This window comes from Pseudomonas sp. AL03, assembly GCF_029960815.1.
Taxonomy (GTDB): Bacteria; Pseudomonadota; Gammaproteobacteria; order Pseudomonadales; family Pseudomonadaceae; genus Aquipseudomonas.
The window spans coordinates 141,488-157,244 of sequence record NZ_JASBRE010000008.1; the positions used below are offsets into that span (position 1 = coordinate 141,488).

At 58.1% G+C, this 15,757-nt stretch carries 16 protein-coding genes and 1 pseudogene; 7 read left to right on the forward strand and 10 right to left on the reverse strand.

Going from position 1 to position 15,757, the window contains the following annotated elements:
* Positions 1 to 39: 39 nt before the first annotated feature.
* A complete protein-coding gene (locus QK293_RS10715; protein WP_282377251.1) occupies positions 40 to 573 on the reverse strand; it encodes a gluconokinase in 534 nt (177 codons plus the stop codon).
* A 214-nt stretch (positions 574 to 787) separates the two neighbouring features.
* On the opposite strand from QK293_RS10715, the gene QK293_RS10720 reads away from it, so the two are divergent.
* Entirely contained in the window at positions 788 to 1,819 is a 1,032-nt protein-coding gene (locus QK293_RS10720; RefSeq protein WP_282377253.1) for a LacI family DNA-binding transcriptional regulator, read from the forward strand.
* Positions 1,820 to 1,869: 50 nt separating this feature from the next.
* Here QK293_RS10720 and QK293_RS10725 read toward each other — a convergent pair whose 3' ends face one another.
* Positions 1,870 to 2,742 carry a LysR family transcriptional regulator gene (locus QK293_RS10725; RefSeq protein WP_282377254.1) on the reverse strand — a complete coding sequence of 291 codons (873 nt, stop codon included), beginning with the start codon at positions 2,740 to 2,742 and terminating at the stop codon, positions 1,870 to 1,872.
* A gap of 121 nt (positions 2,743 to 2,863) precedes the next feature.
* Here QK293_RS10725 and QK293_RS10730 point away from each other — a divergent pair, with 121 nt between their 5' ends.
* Together QK293_RS10730 and QK293_RS10735 are read left to right on the forward strand one after the other, a co-directional pair.
* A complete protein-coding gene (locus tag QK293_RS10730) occupies positions 2,864 to 3,295 on the forward strand; it encodes a PACE efflux transporter (protein ID WP_282377255.1) in 432 nt (143 codons plus the stop codon).
* Positions 3,296 to 3,351: 56 nt separating this feature from the next.
* A complete protein-coding gene (locus QK293_RS10735) occupies positions 3,352 to 3,984 on the forward strand; it encodes a glutathione S-transferase (protein WP_282377256.1) in 633 nt (210 codons plus the stop codon).
* A 125-nt stretch (positions 3,985 to 4,109) separates the two neighbouring features.
* Here the strand turns inward: QK293_RS10735 and QK293_RS10740 are convergent, their stop codons facing one another.
* Together QK293_RS10740 and QK293_RS10745 are read right to left on the reverse strand one after the other, a co-directional pair.
* Positions 4,110 to 5,429, reverse strand: a complete 1,320-nt coding sequence (locus QK293_RS10740) for a PAS domain-containing methyl-accepting chemotaxis protein (protein ID WP_282377257.1) — start codon at positions 5,427 to 5,429, stop codon at positions 4,110 to 4,112.
* Positions 5,430 to 5,846: 417 nt separating this feature from the next.
* Positions 5,847 to 5,969 (reverse strand): annotated as a pseudogene (locus tag QK293_RS10745) (LysR family transcriptional regulator); the annotation flags it as partial.
* A 387-nt stretch (positions 5,970 to 6,356) separates the two neighbouring features.
* Here QK293_RS10745 and QK293_RS10750 point away from each other — a divergent pair.
* Complete coding sequence (locus tag QK293_RS10750) at positions 6,357 to 6,773, forward strand: GNAT family N-acetyltransferase (protein WP_282377258.1); 417 nt, start codon at positions 6,357 to 6,359, stop codon at positions 6,771 to 6,773.
* 13 nt (positions 6,774 to 6,786) lie between these two features.
* On the opposite strand, the gene def is transcribed toward QK293_RS10750, so the two are convergent.
* From def to QK293_RS10765, 3 genes are all read right to left on the reverse strand, one after another.
* On the reverse strand, positions 6,787 to 7,326 hold the full coding sequence (def, locus tag QK293_RS10755) for a peptide deformylase (protein WP_282377259.1): 540 nt from the start codon (positions 7,324 to 7,326) through the stop codon (positions 6,787 to 6,789).
* Complete coding sequence (locus tag QK293_RS10760) at positions 7,323 to 8,279, reverse strand: YihY/virulence factor BrkB family protein (RefSeq protein ID WP_282377260.1); 957 nt, start codon at positions 8,277 to 8,279, stop codon at positions 7,323 to 7,325. The genes def and QK293_RS10760 overlap by 4 nt, the downstream gene beginning before the upstream one ends.
* Before the next feature lie 164 nt (positions 8,280 to 8,443).
* Positions 8,444 to 8,635, reverse strand: coding sequence for a CsbD family protein (locus tag QK293_RS10765; RefSeq protein ID WP_282377261.1), 192 nt, complete (start codon positions 8,633 to 8,635; stop codon positions 8,444 to 8,446).
* A 200-nt stretch (positions 8,636 to 8,835) separates the two neighbouring features.
* Here QK293_RS10765 and QK293_RS10770 point away from each other — a divergent pair, with 200 nt between their 5' ends.
* Positions 8,836 to 9,213, forward strand: coding sequence for a hypothetical protein (locus QK293_RS10770; RefSeq protein WP_282377262.1), 378 nt, complete (start codon positions 8,836 to 8,838; stop codon positions 9,211 to 9,213).
* Between the two features lie 75 nt (positions 9,214 to 9,288).
* On the opposite strand, the gene fadD1 is transcribed toward QK293_RS10770, so the two are convergent.
* Complete coding sequence (gene fadD1, locus QK293_RS10775) at positions 9,289 to 10,989, reverse strand: long-chain-fatty-acid--CoA ligase FadD1 (protein ID WP_282377263.1); 1,701 nt, start codon at positions 10,987 to 10,989, stop codon at positions 9,289 to 9,291.
* 374 nt (positions 10,990 to 11,363) lie between these two features.
* Positions 11,364 to 13,052: a long-chain-fatty-acid--CoA ligase FadD2 gene (gene fadD2, locus QK293_RS10780; RefSeq protein ID WP_282377264.1), complete on the reverse strand. Its 1,689-nt coding sequence runs from the start codon at positions 13,050 to 13,052 to the stop codon at positions 11,364 to 11,366.
* Between the two features lie 258 nt (positions 13,053 to 13,310).
* Between fadD2 and QK293_RS10785 the strand changes: the two genes are divergently transcribed.
* Both QK293_RS10785 and QK293_RS10790 read left to right on the forward strand, forming a co-directional pair.
* Positions 13,311 to 14,255 carry an alpha/beta hydrolase gene (locus QK293_RS10785; protein WP_282377265.1) on the forward strand — a complete coding sequence of 315 codons (945 nt, stop codon included), beginning with the start codon at positions 13,311 to 13,313 and terminating at the stop codon, positions 14,253 to 14,255.
* A gap of 39 nt (positions 14,256 to 14,294) precedes the next feature.
* Positions 14,295 to 14,765, forward strand: coding sequence for a MaoC family dehydratase (locus QK293_RS10790; RefSeq protein WP_282377266.1), 471 nt, complete (start codon positions 14,295 to 14,297; stop codon positions 14,763 to 14,765).
* Positions 14,766 to 14,885: 120 nt separating this feature from the next.
* Here QK293_RS10790 and QK293_RS10795 read toward each other — a convergent pair whose 3' ends face one another.
* Entirely contained in the window at positions 14,886 to 15,749 is an 864-nt protein-coding gene (locus tag QK293_RS10795) for an HlyD family secretion protein (RefSeq protein WP_282377267.1), read from the reverse strand.
* Positions 15,750 to 15,757: the final 8 nt, after the last annotated feature.

The window sequence follows — 15,757 nt, forward strand, 5'->3', positions numbered from 1 at the left end:
CGCAAGCCATCAAGACAGCGCTGTCTCTTCGAGAAAAACTCATACGGCGAGTTTCAGGCCGTGTTCAAGCCACCAGCGGTGTGCTTGAGCGGCCAGTTCGTCGACGCTGTGGTTCGACGCGTCGAGGGCCAGGGTCAGCGGTTCGCCAACGGGTGATTCGAGGGTGGCGAACTGGCTGTCGATCAGTGTTGACGGCATGAAGTGCCCCGGCCGATGAGACACACGATCGGCGGCGACTTCGGGGGTCAGCTCAAGAAAAACGAAGCCCAGGCCAGGCAAGGCGCTGCGCAGACGTTCACGGTAAATGTGTTTGAGCGCCGAGCAGGTCAGCACCGGGCGCTGGCCCTTTGCGTCAATGCGGCGCAGTTCATCGCACAGGCTATCGAGCCAACCAGCACGGTCTTCGTCGTTCAGGGGGATACCCGCGCTCATCTTTTTGATATTGGCGGCAGGGTGAAAAGTGTCGCCTTCAATGGCGGTCGCGCCGCTGAGTTGGCACAAGGCCTCGCTGACGCAAGTCTTGCCGCAACCGGCAACGCCCATGATGACCAGGGCGGTGATGGGATGATTCATGTAACACCTCAGCGCGCAGACAGCGCTACCTTTGCCAGTTATGCACTAGAGCAAAAGCAGAAGTTGCCGACGCCTTCTTGTCATTTTTGTGGGTTGCAGCATGTTCGTTCCTGACGCCAAAAAACGGGGATCAGGCAAACCCCGTTCACGCATTTGCAGCTGCGTCGAGACAGCGCTACCTTAGTGCCTCGAATTTTGTTTGGCAAGCCGTCCGATGATCTCTCCTAAAAACGATAAAAATACGCGCACCACTGGCCGCCCCACCTTGAACGAAGTCGCGCGCCTGGCCGGTGTCAGCCCGATCACCGCCTCTCGCGCCCTGCGCGGGGTCAGTACCGTGGCCACCGAACTGGTGGAAAAAGTCCAGAAAGCCGCCCTCGACCTCAACTACGTGGTCAACCCTGCCGCCCGCGCGTTAGCCTCGGCCCAGAGCCATTCGGTGGTGGTGTTGGTGCCGTCACTGTCCAATTTATTGTTTATCGACACGCTGGAAGCCATTCATCAGATTTTGCGCCCCAAGGGCTTCGAAGTGCTGATCGGCAACTTCCACTACTCCCGCGACGAAGAAGAAAACCTGCTGCGCAATTACATGGCGTATCAGCCGCGCGGTTTGCTGCTGACCGGTTTCGACCGCACTGAAAGTTCACGCCGGATGATCGAAGCCAGCAACATTCCCTGCGTGTACATGATGGAGCTGGACAGCGCCGCCGGCCTCAATTGCGTGGGGTTTTCGCAACTCGCTGCCGGCGAGACAGCGGCCGAGCATTTGCTGTCACGCGGTCGTAAACGCCTGGCCTACATCGGTGCGCAGCTGGATCAACGCACGTTGCTGCGCGGCGAAGGTTTCCGCAAAGCCCTGCAAAAGGCCGGTTTGTATGACCCTGATCTGGAAGTGCTGACACCTCGCGCCTCCTCCGTCGGCCTCGGTGGCGAACTGTTCCTGCAGCTGATCGCCAGTCATCCCGATGTCGATGCCATCTTCTTCGGCAACGACGACCTGGCCCAGGGCGCACTGCTCGAAGCCATGCGCTACGGGATCAAAATCCCCGAACAAGTGGCGATCCTCGGCTTCAACGACCTGCCGGCCTCGGCCCACATGGTCCCGCGTCTGAGCAGCATCAGCACCCCGCGCGAGGCGATTGGCCGGCGCGCAGCGGAGCAGATGCTGACCTTGATGGCCGGCAACACGGTGGCGAAACCGGTGCAGGACATGGGGTTTGAGTTGAAGGTGCGTGAAAGTACCTGACACTGTTTGATCGTTCCCACGCAGAACGTGGGAATGATCGGTGTGCAGCGTCAACGCCCCATCAACTCCACAAACGCCAACGCCCCTTTCTGCAACGGCTGGCTCTTGAGCCACACCGCATGCACCGGCAGCACCAACCCGTTCTCGATGTTGCGGAAGCTCAGGCGCTTGAGCCTTCCAGCATCGAGCCACGGCTGGACCACCGACAGCGGAAAATTGCCCCAGCCCAATCCGGCTTCGACCATTTCCAGCGCCATCGTCAACGTGTCGGTGCGCCAGTAAGACTCGGCCACCAGTGGCCGGATTTCGCTGATCGGCAGGTCGCGGCTGGCGACGATGATTTGCCGTACGCGGACCAAATCTTCGAGATACAAATCCTGGCCTTGAAGCAACGGATTGTCCGCCGCCAGCGTGGCGATCATCCGTTCGGTGCCGACGAACTGGAACCGCTCCAGCACGCTCATGCTCAGCCCGGCGAACGCCAGGCAAACGCTGACCCGGCCGCTGTGGAGCATCGCCAGCACATCATCCTGCGGCGCGCTGAGCACTTCGATTTCCAGTAGAGGATGACGCTCGGCGATGACCTTGATCGCCGCCATCACGCGGCCCTTGTCGATGTCCGCCACCACCCCGATCGACAACTTGCTTTCCAGCCCCAGCGACAGCTCGACCGCATGCACTTGCAGCTGTTTGAGCTGCTCGGCAATCAGTCGCGCATGCGGCACCAATGCGCAGGCCATCGCCGTCGGCACCGGCTCGCGATGGCTGCGATCAAACAGTGGATAACCGAGTTCGGCTTCCAGGTTGGCGATGCCCATGCTCACCGCCGACGGCACTTTACCTAGCGCCCGGGCGGCAGCGGAAAACGAGCCGCGTTCGATCACCGCGAGGAACAACTCGATGCTGTCGCTGTTGAAATTCATCCGTCGTCCTATCAATAAAACTGAAAGCTAATGACTTTTTCTGTCAGCCCTATTGAAGCTATCTTTCGTCGCCTTCGCCAGTGCTCCTGGCTTCAAGTTGGCAAGAAAGAGGCAACCCCCCATGCAAGGCGTTAAACGAAAACTGCTCTACGTGTCCCTTTACGAGGTCATCGGCATGACATTCTCGGCCTTGGGGCTGGCATTGTTGTCCGGCACCTCGCCCGGCAGCACTGGCCCGTTGGCAGTGATCATCACCACCATTGCGGTGACCTGGAACTTCATCTACACCACGCTGTTCGAGCGCTGGGAAAGTCGTCAGCCTTCGCGAACCCGCACCGTTAAACGGCGCATCGCCCATGCCGTGGGTTTTCAACTAACCTTGATAGTGTTCCTCATCCCGTTGATCGCCTGGTGGATGAACATCAGCCTGGTGCAAGCCTTCCTGCTGGACGCGGCGCTGATCATTTTCATCCCGTGCTACACCTTCGCCTTCAACTGGTTGTTTGATCGCACGTTTGGTTTGCCAATGTCGGCGCTGCCGGATCCGGTTTGAAAACGCTGAATGTCTGTTAGATTCCTGAAGCGTCGAATCGCTAACGGAGTAGCTCAATGGAACACGCACTGAAGATTCTGGGAAAAGCCTCGTCAATCAACGTCCGAAAAGTCCTGTGGACCTGTGAGGAACTGGGTGTTGCCTATGAACGTGAGGACTGGGGCGGCGGTTATGCGTCGACCCACACGCCGGAGTTTCTCAGGTTCAATCCCAATGCTCAGGTGCCGGTGATCATCGACGATGCGGGCGTGTTGTGGGAGTCCAACACCATCTGCCGCTATCTGGCCGGCAAACACCACAACACCGATCTGTTACCGCACGAACCGGCGGCGCGCGCTCGGGTAGAGCAGTGGATGGATTGGCAAGCGACCGAACTCAATGCCTCCTGGAGCTACGCGTTCACAGCGTTGGTGCGCAAAGATCCGGAGTTCCAGGACCCGCATCACATTACCGCTGGCGTACGCAGCTGGAATCAGAAGATGGGCATCCTCGAGCATCAGCTCGCGACCACCAAAGCGTATGTCGCCGGGCCACACTTCACGCTGGCGGACATCGTCATCGGGCTGTCGGTCAACCGCTGGTTGATGACACCGATGGAGCGCCCCGACTACCCCGCCATCGACGAGTATTTTCAACGATTGGCACAACGCCCGGGATTCCTCAAACACGGCTGCAATGGCCTGGCTTGAGCGGCTTCCGCGCTACCCGACCCACATCCATGCGGGTGTGGTCGGCAAGTTTCTCGCTTCGCTTTAAAAAGTGCGGAAATCAATAAAAAAGGTCCCTTCGAGGAACCCTTTTCAATTTGCCGCGATCAACTTATCTGCAAGGTCGAGTTGAACTGACTGATCGCATCCACCACATGCCGCGATCCTTGTTGAATCTCCAGAATCACTGCTCCCGCCTCGTTCGCCAGTTCCACCCCAAGACCGGTTCGACTCAAACTCGACTGCATGCTCGACACCGCACTCAATGACAAATCATGGTTCTTGCGTACCACTTCAACGATCTCCAGCGTTGCCTGGCTCGTTCGTGCCGCAAGGCTGCGAACTTCATCGGCAACTACCGCGAACCCGCGCCCGTGCTCCCCGGCGCGGGCTGCTTCAATCGCCGCGTTGAGCGCCAGCAGGTTGGTCTGATCGGCAATTCCGCGAATGGTCTGAACGATGGTGCCGATGATGTCGGACTGTTTGCTGACGGCATCAATGCTCAGCGCCGCTTCATTCAAGTCTTTGGAAATGTCCTGGATGATCTGCACCGTTTGCTGTACCACCAGAGAACCTTTCTGCGCACAGGCGTCGTTTTGAACCGAGGTACTGTGGGCCGACTCCGCGGCGGTTTGCAGGGTGGTCACCTGATCGGTGATGTCGCTGGCGAACTTGACCACTTTGTACAATCGACCCTTGGTGTCAAACAGCGGGTTGTAGGAGGCCTCCAGGAAAACCGTATGACCCTGCTTATCTTTGCGCTCGAAACGGTGCGAGTGATATTCGCCGCGATTGAGTGAAGCCCAGAACGCTTTATAGGCCTGCGATTCGGCTTCACCACGATGGCAAAACAGACTGTGGTGTTGTCCAACCACTTCGTTGAGCGAGTAATGCATCGTCTTCAAGAAGTTTTCGTTGGCCGAGATGACGTTGCCATCCGGGGTGAATTCGACCACGGCCATGGAACGACCGATCGCCGCGAGCATGCTCTCGCTTTCGTGTTCCTTGTCGGCCCTGGCTGAGATATCAGTGGCGACCTTGATCACACTCCGGACCTGACGATCAGCGCCGAACACTGGCATATAGCTGGCTTCAAGCCACATCTCCTTGCCGCTCTTGTTCAAGCGCAAGAAGGTCCCGCTCACCGGTTCGCCACGGGCAAGGTCACGCCACAACTTGGCATAGGCATCGCTTCGATAAAACGCTTCTTCGCAGAATATCCGGTGATGTTTTCCGCGCACGTCTTCGGCGCTATAACCCATGGCACTGCAAAAGTTGTCGTTGGCATCGAGCACGATACCTTCGGGGGTGAACTCAATCATCGCCATCGAGCGGCTGACCGCGGCCAACTTCGCGTTAGCCTCGGTCAGCGCGCAACTGAATCGTTCGATTTCCAGCAGGTCAGTCTTGTGACGTCGATTAAACATGGTCGTATCACCTTCAGCGCGGTCTTTTGTTTGATGAAAGTTCTTTGGTCTTTCAACGACTCCACCACTACGTTCCAAGGAACAGGCACACGCATCCCTCCACCGGAAGGACTGGGTCAGGTGATCAATGATGTTTAATTGGAGAGTCCATGCAGCGACGCTCTTATCAAGACATCCTTCTCTTGATAGCCCAGGATCGAGCCAGCCTTAACGTTCTGATAAATCGCTCCATTGACCGGACAGCTCCATGTTGTTCAGTGTCGGTGCCTTGGGTTGCGCACGCTCTTAACGTGTATGACGGCCTTCACATACTGGTCGACATAGTTAGTCACGAGTCAGCATAGACAGGCGAGGCAGGTAAGCAAGGCCACTAGTCGGCCAGTATCGAGGACAAAATCGGTTCAGCGTCGGTTTGAGTCATTTCTCGGCAAGCAGACTCATCAGCGCCTGCACCGCCGCCGAGGGTGGCTTGTTCGCAGCGACCACCAAGGCAAATTCGCGATCGATACGCGGCGTCACGGGCACTATGCGCAGGCCTTGGCGCAAGGTGTCGATTTCTTCTCGGTGGGCAATATCGAAGTAATGGGGCATGGCGTTGCTCAGATCGGGGGCCAGTCCCCTTCTGTGCAATGGCGCAGGGTTTTCTTGCAGATTATTTGGTTATTTCGTTAGAAGCAGCGGGAGCCCGAGGGCCGGGCTCCCTTGTCACGGGATCAATGACCGAACACATCCACCTTCTTGGCCTTCTTGTCGGCGCGTTTTTCATCGGCGGTTTTTGCCGGCTTCTTCTTTGCTGCTTTTTTTGAATCCATGCCTTTGGCCATGATACGTACTCCACTCATACGGGATGTGAGATCAGGTATACACCTATCGCTGCGTGCGCGTTCTTTTATAATCGCCCGCTTTGTGCACCGACAGTCGAAGACCATGCCCAATACCCAATACACCTTGCTCACCGAGCCTTTATGGCCCTTGATGAACAAGTTTTATCGCGCTCACCAATCGTCGATGAAAGCGGTCCGGGACGCTCAACTCTGGGTGGCCAGGCGCAACGAGATCATTGGGGCACTGTGTTTGCGACCGGTGGCGGACGGGCATTGGCTGACGGGTTTGTTTGTCGATCCAGCCTGCCGTGAACAGGGAATCGCTGCGGCGTTGATCGCCGAGGCGCTCAAGGACCTCGAAGGCCCGGTGTGGCTGTTTTGTCATCCGGACCTGCGCGGGTTTTATGAACGTCGTGGTTTTACCTTCGACCCGCCACTGCCCTACTCCATGGCCGAACGCTTGAGCCGTTACGCACGCAGCAAGCCGATGATCGCCATGGGTATGAAACCGTCTGGATGATTCACGGAGTGTGTCAGTCGTCTGCATTAGGATCGAGATCCGGAAACATCACGTCGGTAAACCCGAACTTGCTGAAGTCACCGATGCGCGACGGGTACAACCGCCCGATCAGGTGATCGCATTCATGCTGCACAACCCGCGCATGAAACCCCGAGGCGATGCGCATGATCGGCTGCCCCTTGGGATCAAAACCTTCGTAACGAATGTGCTGATAGCGATCCACCGCGCCGCGCAGGCCGGGCACCGAGAGGCAGCCTTCGAAACCCTCTTCCAGTGTCGGGGTCAAGGGCGTAATCAGCGGGTTGATCAGAATCGTCTGCGGCACGGCCTCGGCATCCGGATAACGCTCGCTGTGCTCGAAACCGAAGATCACCAGTTGCAGATCGACGCCGATCTGCGGTGCAGCCAGGCCAACGCCACCGACGCTTTCCATGGTCTGGAACATGTCGTCGATCAGTTGCCACAGCTCGGGGCTGTCGAACATTTCGGCGGGCACCGGCGGGGCAATGCGCAGTAGGCGCTCGTCGCCCATTTTCAGAATTTCACGGATCATTTGATGACTTCGTCAGTGGTCGGCTTGATCGAGTGATCCCGACCCAGTCCCGACACGTGGTGTTTGGGTTCGTGGTCGTGCTCACCGGGGACTTTTTCGCCATCATTCTTGCCCTCGGTCGACATGTGTTCGATCACGGCATTCATCTCGGCGCCGAGCAACAGCACCGCGGCGGAAATATAGAAATACAGCAACAGCACGATGATCGCGCCGATACTGCCATACATGGCGTTGTAGTTGGCGAACGCCTTGACGTACAGACCGAAACCCAGTGACGCGATGATCCACACCACCACCGCCAGCACCGAACCCGGCGTGATGAAACGAAACTCTTGTTTGACGTCGGGCATGACGTAATAAATCAGCGCCACCGCCATCATCAACAGAATCACGACCACCGGCCAGCGCACGATGGTCCAGAGCGTCACGATGAAGTCTTCGAGGCCGACTTGCGCGGCGATCCAGCCCATCACCTGCGGTCCGAGCACCATCAGCGCGGCAGCGACCAGCAGCATACCGGCGATGCCGACGGTGTAGATAATCGACAGCGGAAAACGCTTCCACGCCGGACGGCCCTCGACCACGTCGTAGGCAGCATTCATCGCGCTCATCATCAGCCGCACACCGGCGGACGCGGTCCACAGGGCAATCACGATACCGACCGACAGCAAGCCACCTTTGGATTGCTGGAGCTGGTCGATGACCGGGTTGACCTGTTCCAACGCCTGGGGTGGCAACACCAGTTCTGACTGCAGGCGCAGCCAGGAGAAGAAGTCCGGCAGGTGCAGGAAACCGATCAGGGCGATGAGGAACAGAATGAAGGGAAATAGCGAGAACAGCATCTGATAGGCCAGCGCCGAGGCATAGGTCGACATCTCGTCGGCGACGAACTCAGTGACCGTGCGAACCATGACACGGTGCAGGCGTAAACCTTTCATGTGTGGGAAAAACATTAGCGTCTCCTTTCGCCGCAAAATTTGGTCGAAGTCGTGGCGACTCAGGGGCCGTTTTCTACATCAAAGTAGCCTACTTGGCGATTTTGATCTTGCTCATGCTCAGACTGACACAAAAACGGCCATCCGCGGATGGCCGTTTCTGACACGCTTTAAAGGCCGGATCACGCCTTGTCGATGCCTTTCTTGATCGCATCCTTGGCTTTACCGACCGCTTGCTGGGCTTCGCCTTTCTTTTCCTGCACGACGCCTTCGGCGCGCATTTTGTCGCTACCGGTGGCCTTGCCGACGCCTTGCTTGACGTTGCCGGCGGCTTCGTTGGCCATGCCTTTTACTTTATCGCCAGTGCTGCTCATGGTGTTTCTCCTGTGAACAATTCAACGGGGAAAGTTGTTACACAAAGATTGACCGGAGGCGTTTGTGCCGAGTTTCATTTATTTTCACCGCGATATTTCATCGTTCAGTGCAGGTTGGGCTTTATGTTTGTCGACCAACCCCCGAGAATGCGCAACGTATTCAGGCCATGGCGCTGAAGATCCAATCCTGTAGGAATGTTATGAAACTCGATAAAAAGCAGGCCATTGCCCGCAGAAACCAGGAACTTGGCGGTGCTGTGCTTGGCGTCAATAACTGCCATTTCACCGAATTGAACCGCAACCGCAACATTTGGTGGTTCGATATTCCGGTCGCGCGCCTGGCCGTTGGTCAGTACGAATGGGTTCACCTGCTGATGCACACGCCGGACACCGACGAACTGCTGCACCTGAAAGTGCCGACGGTGTTCCTGCGCGAGAAGCTCGAAGGACTGGTGGTGCGCAACGAAGGCAAGCGTAAAGCCGCTTTGAGCCTGGAACTGAGCGCCGACAAGGACTCGTACCTCCAGGACATGCGCCCGGCGGGTACCAACGTGAACTTCGCGCAGTTTCGCCTGTAAAGAGATCGTTCCCACGCTCTGCGTGGTAACGATCAGCTATAAACAAGAAGCCCCGCATCTGCGGGGCTTCTTGTGTTACGCGCCTACCTTCTTGACGCCGAGCTTCTTCAATTCTTCGTCGCGCAACTCGCGGCGCAGGATCTTGCCGACGTTGGTGGTCGGCAGCGCATCGCGGAACTCCACGGAGCGCGGAACCTTGTAACCGGTGACGTTGGCGCGCATGTGCTCCATCACCTGTTCCTTGGTCAGCGTCACGCCCGGTTTGGCGACGATGAAGAGCTTGATCGCCTCGCCCGACTTCTCGTCCGGCACGCCGATGGCTGCGCATTGCAGCACGCCTGGCAGGGTCGCAAGCACGTCTTCCAGTTCATTCGGGTACACGTTGAAACCGGAGACCAGGATCATGTCTTTCTTGCGATCGACGATGCGCATGTAACCATCAGGCTGGATCAGCGCAATGTCACCGGTCTTCAACCAGCCTTCGCTGTCGAGGATTTCATCGGTGGCGTCCTGACGCTGCCAGTAGCCCTTCATGACTTGCGGACCTTTCACACACAGCTCGCCGATTGCGCCCAACGGCTGCTCAACGCCGGCATCGTCGATGATTTTGCACAGGGTCGACGGAACCGGAATACCGATGGTGCCGATCTGGATGTTCTGGATCGGATTGACGGTGGCCACCGGGCTGGTTTCGGTCATGCCGTAACCTTCGCAGACGGCGCACCCGGTGACCGCTTTCCAGCGTTCGGCGGCAGCCAGTTGCAGGGCCATGCCACCGGACAGGGTGACTTTCAACGCCGAGAAGTCCAGCTTGCGGAAGTCTTCGTTGTTGCACAAGGCGACGAACAGCGTGTTGAGCCCGACGAAACCGCTGAACTTCCACTTCGACAGTTCCTTGATCATCGCCGTCAAATCGCGCGGGTTGCTGATCAGCACGTTGTGGTTACCGATCAGCATCATCGCCATGCAATGAAAGGTGAAGGCATAGATGTGGTACAGCGGCAGCGGCGTGATCAGGATCTCGCAGCCTTCATGAAGGTTGGAACCCATCAGCGCCTTGCACTGCAGCATGTTCGCCACCAGGTTGCGGTGGGTGAGCATCGCTCCCTTGGCCACGCCGGTGGTGCCGCCGGTGTATTGCAGCACGGCAACGTCGCTGCTGGCCGGGTTGGCTTCAGCCACTGGCTGGCCATGCCCCTTGCTCAGCACGTCGTTGAACTTGATGGCCTTGGGCAAGTGATACGCCGGGACCATCTTCTTCACATACTTGATGACGCTGTTGACCAGCAAACGCTTGAGCGGCGGCAGCAGGTCGGCCACTTCGGTGACGATCACGTGCTTGACGCCGGTTTTCGGCACGACGGTCTGGGCCAGGTGCGCCATGTTGGCCAGGCAGACCAGGGCTTTGGCACCGGAGTCGTTGAATTGGTGTTCCATTTCCCGCGCGGTGTACAGCGGGTTGGTGTTGACCACGATCAGCCCGGCGCGGATGGCACCGAAGACGGCGACCGGGTACTGCAACACGTTGGGCAGCTGCACGGCGATTCGATCGCCTGGCTGCAAGTCGGTATGCTGTTGCAGGTAAGCGGCAAAGGCACCGGACAATTCGTACAGTTCACCGTAGGTGATTGTCTTGCCCAGGTTGCTGAATGCCGGTTTGTCGGCAAAGCGCTGGCAGGACTGCTTCAACACCGCCTGAATATTCGGATACTCGTCCGGATTGATGTCGGCAGCAATCCCGGCAGGGTACTTATCCTTCCAAAAGTCTTCGATCATGGAAGCCCACTCCTCAGCAACGCGAGTTCATCACCGCATTTGATTCGATTATTATTGGTGTGTGTTTTTTATTGGTGTCGATTGCTGGTGAGTCTGGCTTTTTAGTTAGGCCGAGAAGTCACAAAGCGCGCCGAGAGTAGCAGCTTTGCCAAGGGCCTACTAGAGCCAAAAACCGGCCCCACAGTCACTTTAATGACTAAAGACTAACAGGTAGTCATTTTAGAGCAAAAATTCTATAGCGCCCTGCAAGCCTTTGGATTCGGGCCTTCTGCCCCACAAAAAGCATCGCGAGCAAGCTCGCTCCCACAAGGTCATCGGTGATCCTGTGGGAGCGGGCTTGCCCGCGATCCGCGCAAAGCGCGGCCATTCAACACTCAGGCGATATCACGCAACTCCCGCCGCAAGATCTTGCCCACCGGCGTCATCGGCAACGACTCACGCAAGACGATGTGCTTGGGTACTTTGTACGCCGTGAAGTTCTCCTTGCAGTACGCCTTCAGTTCTTCAAGGCTGACACCCGATTCACGGGCCACCACAAACAGCTTCACCGCCTCCCCCGAACGCTCATCCGGCACACCGATCACCGCGCAGCTGGCGACTTTTGGGTGAGCCATCACCACGTCTTCGATCTCGTTCGGGTACACGTTGAAACCCGAGACGATGATCATGTCTTTTTTGCGATCGACGATGCGCACAAAACCGTCCGGGTCGATCACCGCGATGTCACCGGACTTGAACCAGCCTTCTGCATCCAGCACTTCGTCGGTGGCTTCGGGCTTCTGCCAATAACCTTTCATGATCTGCGGGCCTTTGATGCACAGTTCGCCGCGCTCGCCCAAGGGTTGCTCGACGCCCTCATCGTTGATGACCTTCAGCGTGGTGCCCGGCACCGGCAGGCCGACTGTGCCGATGCGCGACTTATCGCCGTAAGGGTTGGTGCAGGCCACGGGTGAGGTTTCGGTCAGGCCGTAGCCTTCGGTAATGCGACAACCGGTGAGCTGTTCCCAGCGCTCGGCGGTGACCTTGACCAACGCGGTGCCGCCGGAGTTGGTGAGTTTGAGGCTGGAGAAATCCAGAGTCTTGAAGTCCGGATGGTCCATCAACGCGACGAACAGCGTGTTGAGCCCCAGCAACGCCGAGAAACGCCAGTTCTTCAGTTCCTTGATGAAACCCTTGATGTCCCGCGGATTGGTGATCAGTACGTTGTGGTTACCGGTCACCATCATGCACATGCAGTTCGCCGTGAAGGCATAGATGTGGTACAGCGGCAGCGGCGCGATCATCACCTCCTGCCCTTCGCGCAGCAGTGGCTGACCGTCGGTGCCGAACTGACCCAGGCACGCGCGCGCCTGCTGCATGTTCGCCACCAGGTTGCCGTGAGTCAGCATCGCCCCCTTGGCCAGCCCGGTGGTGCCGCCAGTGTATTGCAGCACGGCGATGTCGCCGAGGCCGGCATTCAGCGGCTTGATCCCCAGGCCTCGACCCAGACTCAGCGCGCTCTTGAAGGAAATCGCCTGCGGCAAGGAATACGCCGGGACCATCTTCTTGACCTTGCTCACCAGGGTATTGACCAGCCAGCCCTTGGCGGCGGGCATCAGGTCACCCATCTTCGCTTCGATCAGGTACTGGATGTCGGTGTCGGGCAGCACCTCCTGGACTTTCTGCCCGAACATGTTCAGGTACACCAGCGCCCGGGCCCCGGAGTCCTTGAACTGATGACGCATCTCCCGCGCGGTGTACAACGGGTTGGTGTTGACCACGATCAGCCCGGCGCGCAGGGCACCGAACACGGCAATCGGGTAATGCAGGACGTTGGGCATCTGCACCGCAATGCGATCCCCCGGCACCAGGTCGGTGTGGGCTTGCAAGTAACCGGCGAAGGCTGCGCTGTAGCGCTCCAGTTCGGCGTAGGTCAGGGTTATGCCCATGTTGCTGAATGCCGGGCGGTCAGCAAATTTCTTGCAGGAACGCTCGAACACCTCGATCACCGACTTATAGGCCCCTTGGTCGATGTCCAGGGGCACGCCGGCGGGGCGTTTGTCATTCCAGAAATCAGGTTGCATTGTTTTTGTCCTCTTTACCTGAACCTATCCGGGGCCGCTTTTCTGTCCTTCCTCTCTCATCCCTCAAAAAGCAGAAAGCGAAAAGCGGGGCTTCACGGACACTAGCAGCTATGGCGAATCAGGCAAATATGCGCACGGGCCTCATTGACCGTGTGAATCTTGGTGCCGTGGCGTGGCCTGATCAGACGGCACGCTATGGATGCGCTATACAATGCAACGACGTCCATGCCACATGCAGCCCTATGCAAAGGAATCGCCATGATCCACGACACTTTTTGGCTGACCGCGAGTGACCGCAGCCGCCTCTTCGTTAACCAGTGGCTGCCAACAGCTCCACTCAAGGCAGTGATCCTGCTGGCCCACGGCATGGCGGAACACAGTGGTCGCTACGCCCGTCTGGCGGAAAAACTCTGCGATCAGGGTTACGGCGTCTATGCACCGGATCAGCGTGGACATGGCAAAACTGCCGAAAACGGGACACTCGGCCATTTCGCCGACAACGATGGCTGGGGCAAAGTGGTGGGTGACCTGGCTTGCCTCAATCAGCACATCGGCCAACAACATTCCGGCGTGCCGATCGTGCTGCTCGGCCACAGCATGGGCAGCTACATCGCCCAGGCCTATCTGCTGCATCACAGCGCCAGTCTGCACGGAGCCGTCCTCAGCGGTTCGAACTTCCAACCGGTGGCGCTCTATCGCGCGGCGCGGCAGATTGCGCGGTTAGAACGTTTGCGCCAAGGCCCGAAAGGTCGCAGCGCGCTGATTGAATGGCTGTCGTTCGGCTCGTTCAACAAAAAATTCAAACCGGTGCGCACGCGGTTCGACTGGCTCAGTCGCGATCCGGCGGAAGTCGATCTGTACGCCAACGACCCACTCTGCGGCTTTCGCTGCACCAATCAGCTATGGATCGATTTGCTCGGTGGGTTGCAGCAAATCAGCAAAGCGTCCAATCTCGCTCAGATTGATCCGGGTCTGCCGTTGCTGGTCATTGGCGGTGAATGTGATCCGGTGAGCGAAGGCAAACGTCTGAAAGTTCTGGCCCATGCGCTACGCGCGGCTGGCAGCCAGAGCCTGCAACTGACAATTTACCCGCAGGCACGGCATGAACTGTTCAACGAGAGCAACCGCGATGAAGTGATCAATGACGTGTTGAACTGGATCGCCCAAGCGCTGAGCCATCGCCGGCCACCCAGATCGGAATAGTTTTTTTGTGGATTTTTTTTCGTCACAGGATTGAAACAGATGACCCAGGTTACCAACACCCCTTACGAAGCCCTTGAAGTCGGCCAGACCGCCAGCTACAGCAAGACGGTCGAAGAGCGCGACATTCAGTTGTTCGCTGCGATGTCCGGCGATCACAACCCGGTGCACCTGGACGCTGAGTTCGCCGCCGGTACCATGTTCAAGGAGCGCATCGCTCACGGCATGTTCAGCGGTGCGCTGATCAGCGCTGCCGTTGCCTGCGAATTGCCTGGGCCGGGGACTATTTATATCGGTCAGCAGATGAGCTTTCAGAAGCCGGTGAAGATTGGCGACACGCTGACCGTGCGTCTGGAGATTCTCGAGAAGCTGCCGAAGTTTCGTGTGCGGATTGCCACTCGCGTGTTTAACCAGCGTGATGAGTTGGTGGTGGATGGTGAGGCGGAGATTCTGGCGCCGCGCAAGCAGCAGACTGTGTCGTTGCCTAAGCTGCCGGCAATCAGCATCGGCTGATACCTGACACTGATCGTTCCCACGCGCAGCAAAGGAATGCCTCAACGGACGCTCCGCGTTCGGCTGTTGATGGGACGCGGAGCGTCCCGGGCTGCATTCCCACGCGGAGCGTGGGAACGATCACTTTGAACCCTCCTGCACCTGCACACTCGCCGTCATCCCCGAACTCAAATTAATCCCCTCCGGCAACTTATCAATCTTGATTTTTACCGGAATTCGCTGCGCCAGCCTAACCCAGTTAAACGTCGGTTCCACCTCCGCCAACAACTGCCCATCCGGCGTGGTGTTGCGATCAGTAATCCCTCGACTGATGCTTTCGACATGCCCCTGCAACCCTTCCCCCGCGCTCATCAACCAAACCTTCACCGGATCGCCGACGCGGATCCGCGGCAGTTTGGTTTCTTCGAAATACGCCTGCACATAAAAAGTCGAATCGTCGATCAACGCCATCACCGGTTGCCCGGCATTTACGTAGTTGCCTTCAGCGAGGCGCAGGTTGGTGATGTGGCCGCTGCGGGGCGCGTGAACCTGGCTGCGGGCGAGGTTGAGTTCGGCGACCTTGGCTTCGGCCTGAGCTTCGCGCAGTTCGCCGCGGGCGATGCCGGCGTTGATCTGTGCGTTCTCGCGCAGCTCGGCACTGATCGCTTGCGGCCCGAGGCTGGCACGGCGGCTGGCTTCGCGTTCACGCAGGTTGAGTTGTTGTTGCCGGGTCTGAACCACCGCGTGGGCTTTCTCCAGCGCGGCGTCGAAACGATCGCGGTCGATGCTCAGCAATAAATCGCCAGCCTTGACCTGCTGGTTATCAAAAGCCTTGAGTTCACGCACCCAACCCGAGACGTCCGGGGCGATCACCACCACGTCGGCACGGATCCGCGCGTCCCGGGTCCATGGGGTAAGCATGTAGTACTGCCACAAATGGAAGCCGGCAAAGATCGCCGCTACCACCAGGCCCAGGGTCACCGCGACACGTAGGGGTGTACGCATTTTCAACT

What these genes read in the sequence shown, in the direction of transcription:
- QK293_RS10715 (WP_282377251.1), bottom strand. Translation starts at nt 573, where the DNA reads ATGAATCATCCCATCACCGCCCTGGTCATCATGGGCGTTGCCGGTTGC.
- QK293_RS10720 (WP_282377253.1), top strand. Translation starts at nt 788, where the DNA reads ATGATCTCTCCTAAAAACGATAAAAATACGCGCACCACTGGCCGCCCC.
- QK293_RS10725 (WP_282377254.1), bottom strand. Translation starts at nt 2,742, where the DNA reads ATGAATTTCAACAGCGACAGCATCGAGTTGTTCCTCGCGGTGATCGAA.
- QK293_RS10730 (WP_282377255.1), top strand. Translation starts at nt 2,864, where the DNA reads ATGCAAGGCGTTAAACGAAAACTGCTCTACGTGTCCCTTTACGAGGTC.
- QK293_RS10735 (WP_282377256.1), top strand. Translation starts at nt 3,352, where the DNA reads ATGGAACACGCACTGAAGATTCTGGGAAAAGCCTCGTCAATCAACGTC.
- QK293_RS10740 (WP_282377257.1), bottom strand. Translation starts at nt 5,429, where the DNA reads ATGTTTAATCGACGTCACAAGACTGACCTGCTGGAAATCGAACGATTC.
- QK293_RS10750 (WP_282377258.1), top strand. Translation starts at nt 6,357, where the DNA reads ATGCCCAATACCCAATACACCTTGCTCACCGAGCCTTTATGGCCCTTG.
- def (WP_282377259.1), bottom strand. Translation starts at nt 7,326, where the DNA reads ATGATCCGTGAAATTCTGAAAATGGGCGACGAGCGCCTACTGCGCATT.
- QK293_RS10760 (WP_282377260.1), bottom strand. Translation starts at nt 8,279, where the DNA reads ATGTTTTTCCCACACATGAAAGGTTTACGCCTGCACCGTGTCATGGTT.
- QK293_RS10765 (WP_282377261.1), bottom strand. Translation starts at nt 8,635, where the DNA reads ATGAGCAGCACTGGCGATAAAGTAAAAGGCATGGCCAACGAAGCCGCC.
- QK293_RS10770 (WP_282377262.1), top strand. Translation starts at nt 8,836, where the DNA reads ATGAAACTCGATAAAAAGCAGGCCATTGCCCGCAGAAACCAGGAACTT.
- fadD1 (WP_282377263.1), bottom strand. Translation starts at nt 10,989, where the DNA reads ATGATCGAAGACTTTTGGAAGGATAAGTACCCTGCCGGGATTGCTGCC.
- fadD2 (WP_282377264.1), bottom strand. Translation starts at nt 13,052, where the DNA reads ATGCAACCTGATTTCTGGAATGACAAACGCCCCGCCGGCGTGCCCCTG.
- QK293_RS10785 (WP_282377265.1), top strand. Translation starts at nt 13,311, where the DNA reads ATGATCCACGACACTTTTTGGCTGACCGCGAGTGACCGCAGCCGCCTC.
- QK293_RS10790 (WP_282377266.1), top strand. Translation starts at nt 14,295, where the DNA reads ATGACCCAGGTTACCAACACCCCTTACGAAGCCCTTGAAGTCGGCCAG.
- QK293_RS10795 (WP_282377267.1), bottom strand. Translation starts at nt 15,749, where the DNA reads ATGCGTACACCCCTACGTGTCGCGGTGACCCTGGGCCTGGTGGTAGCG.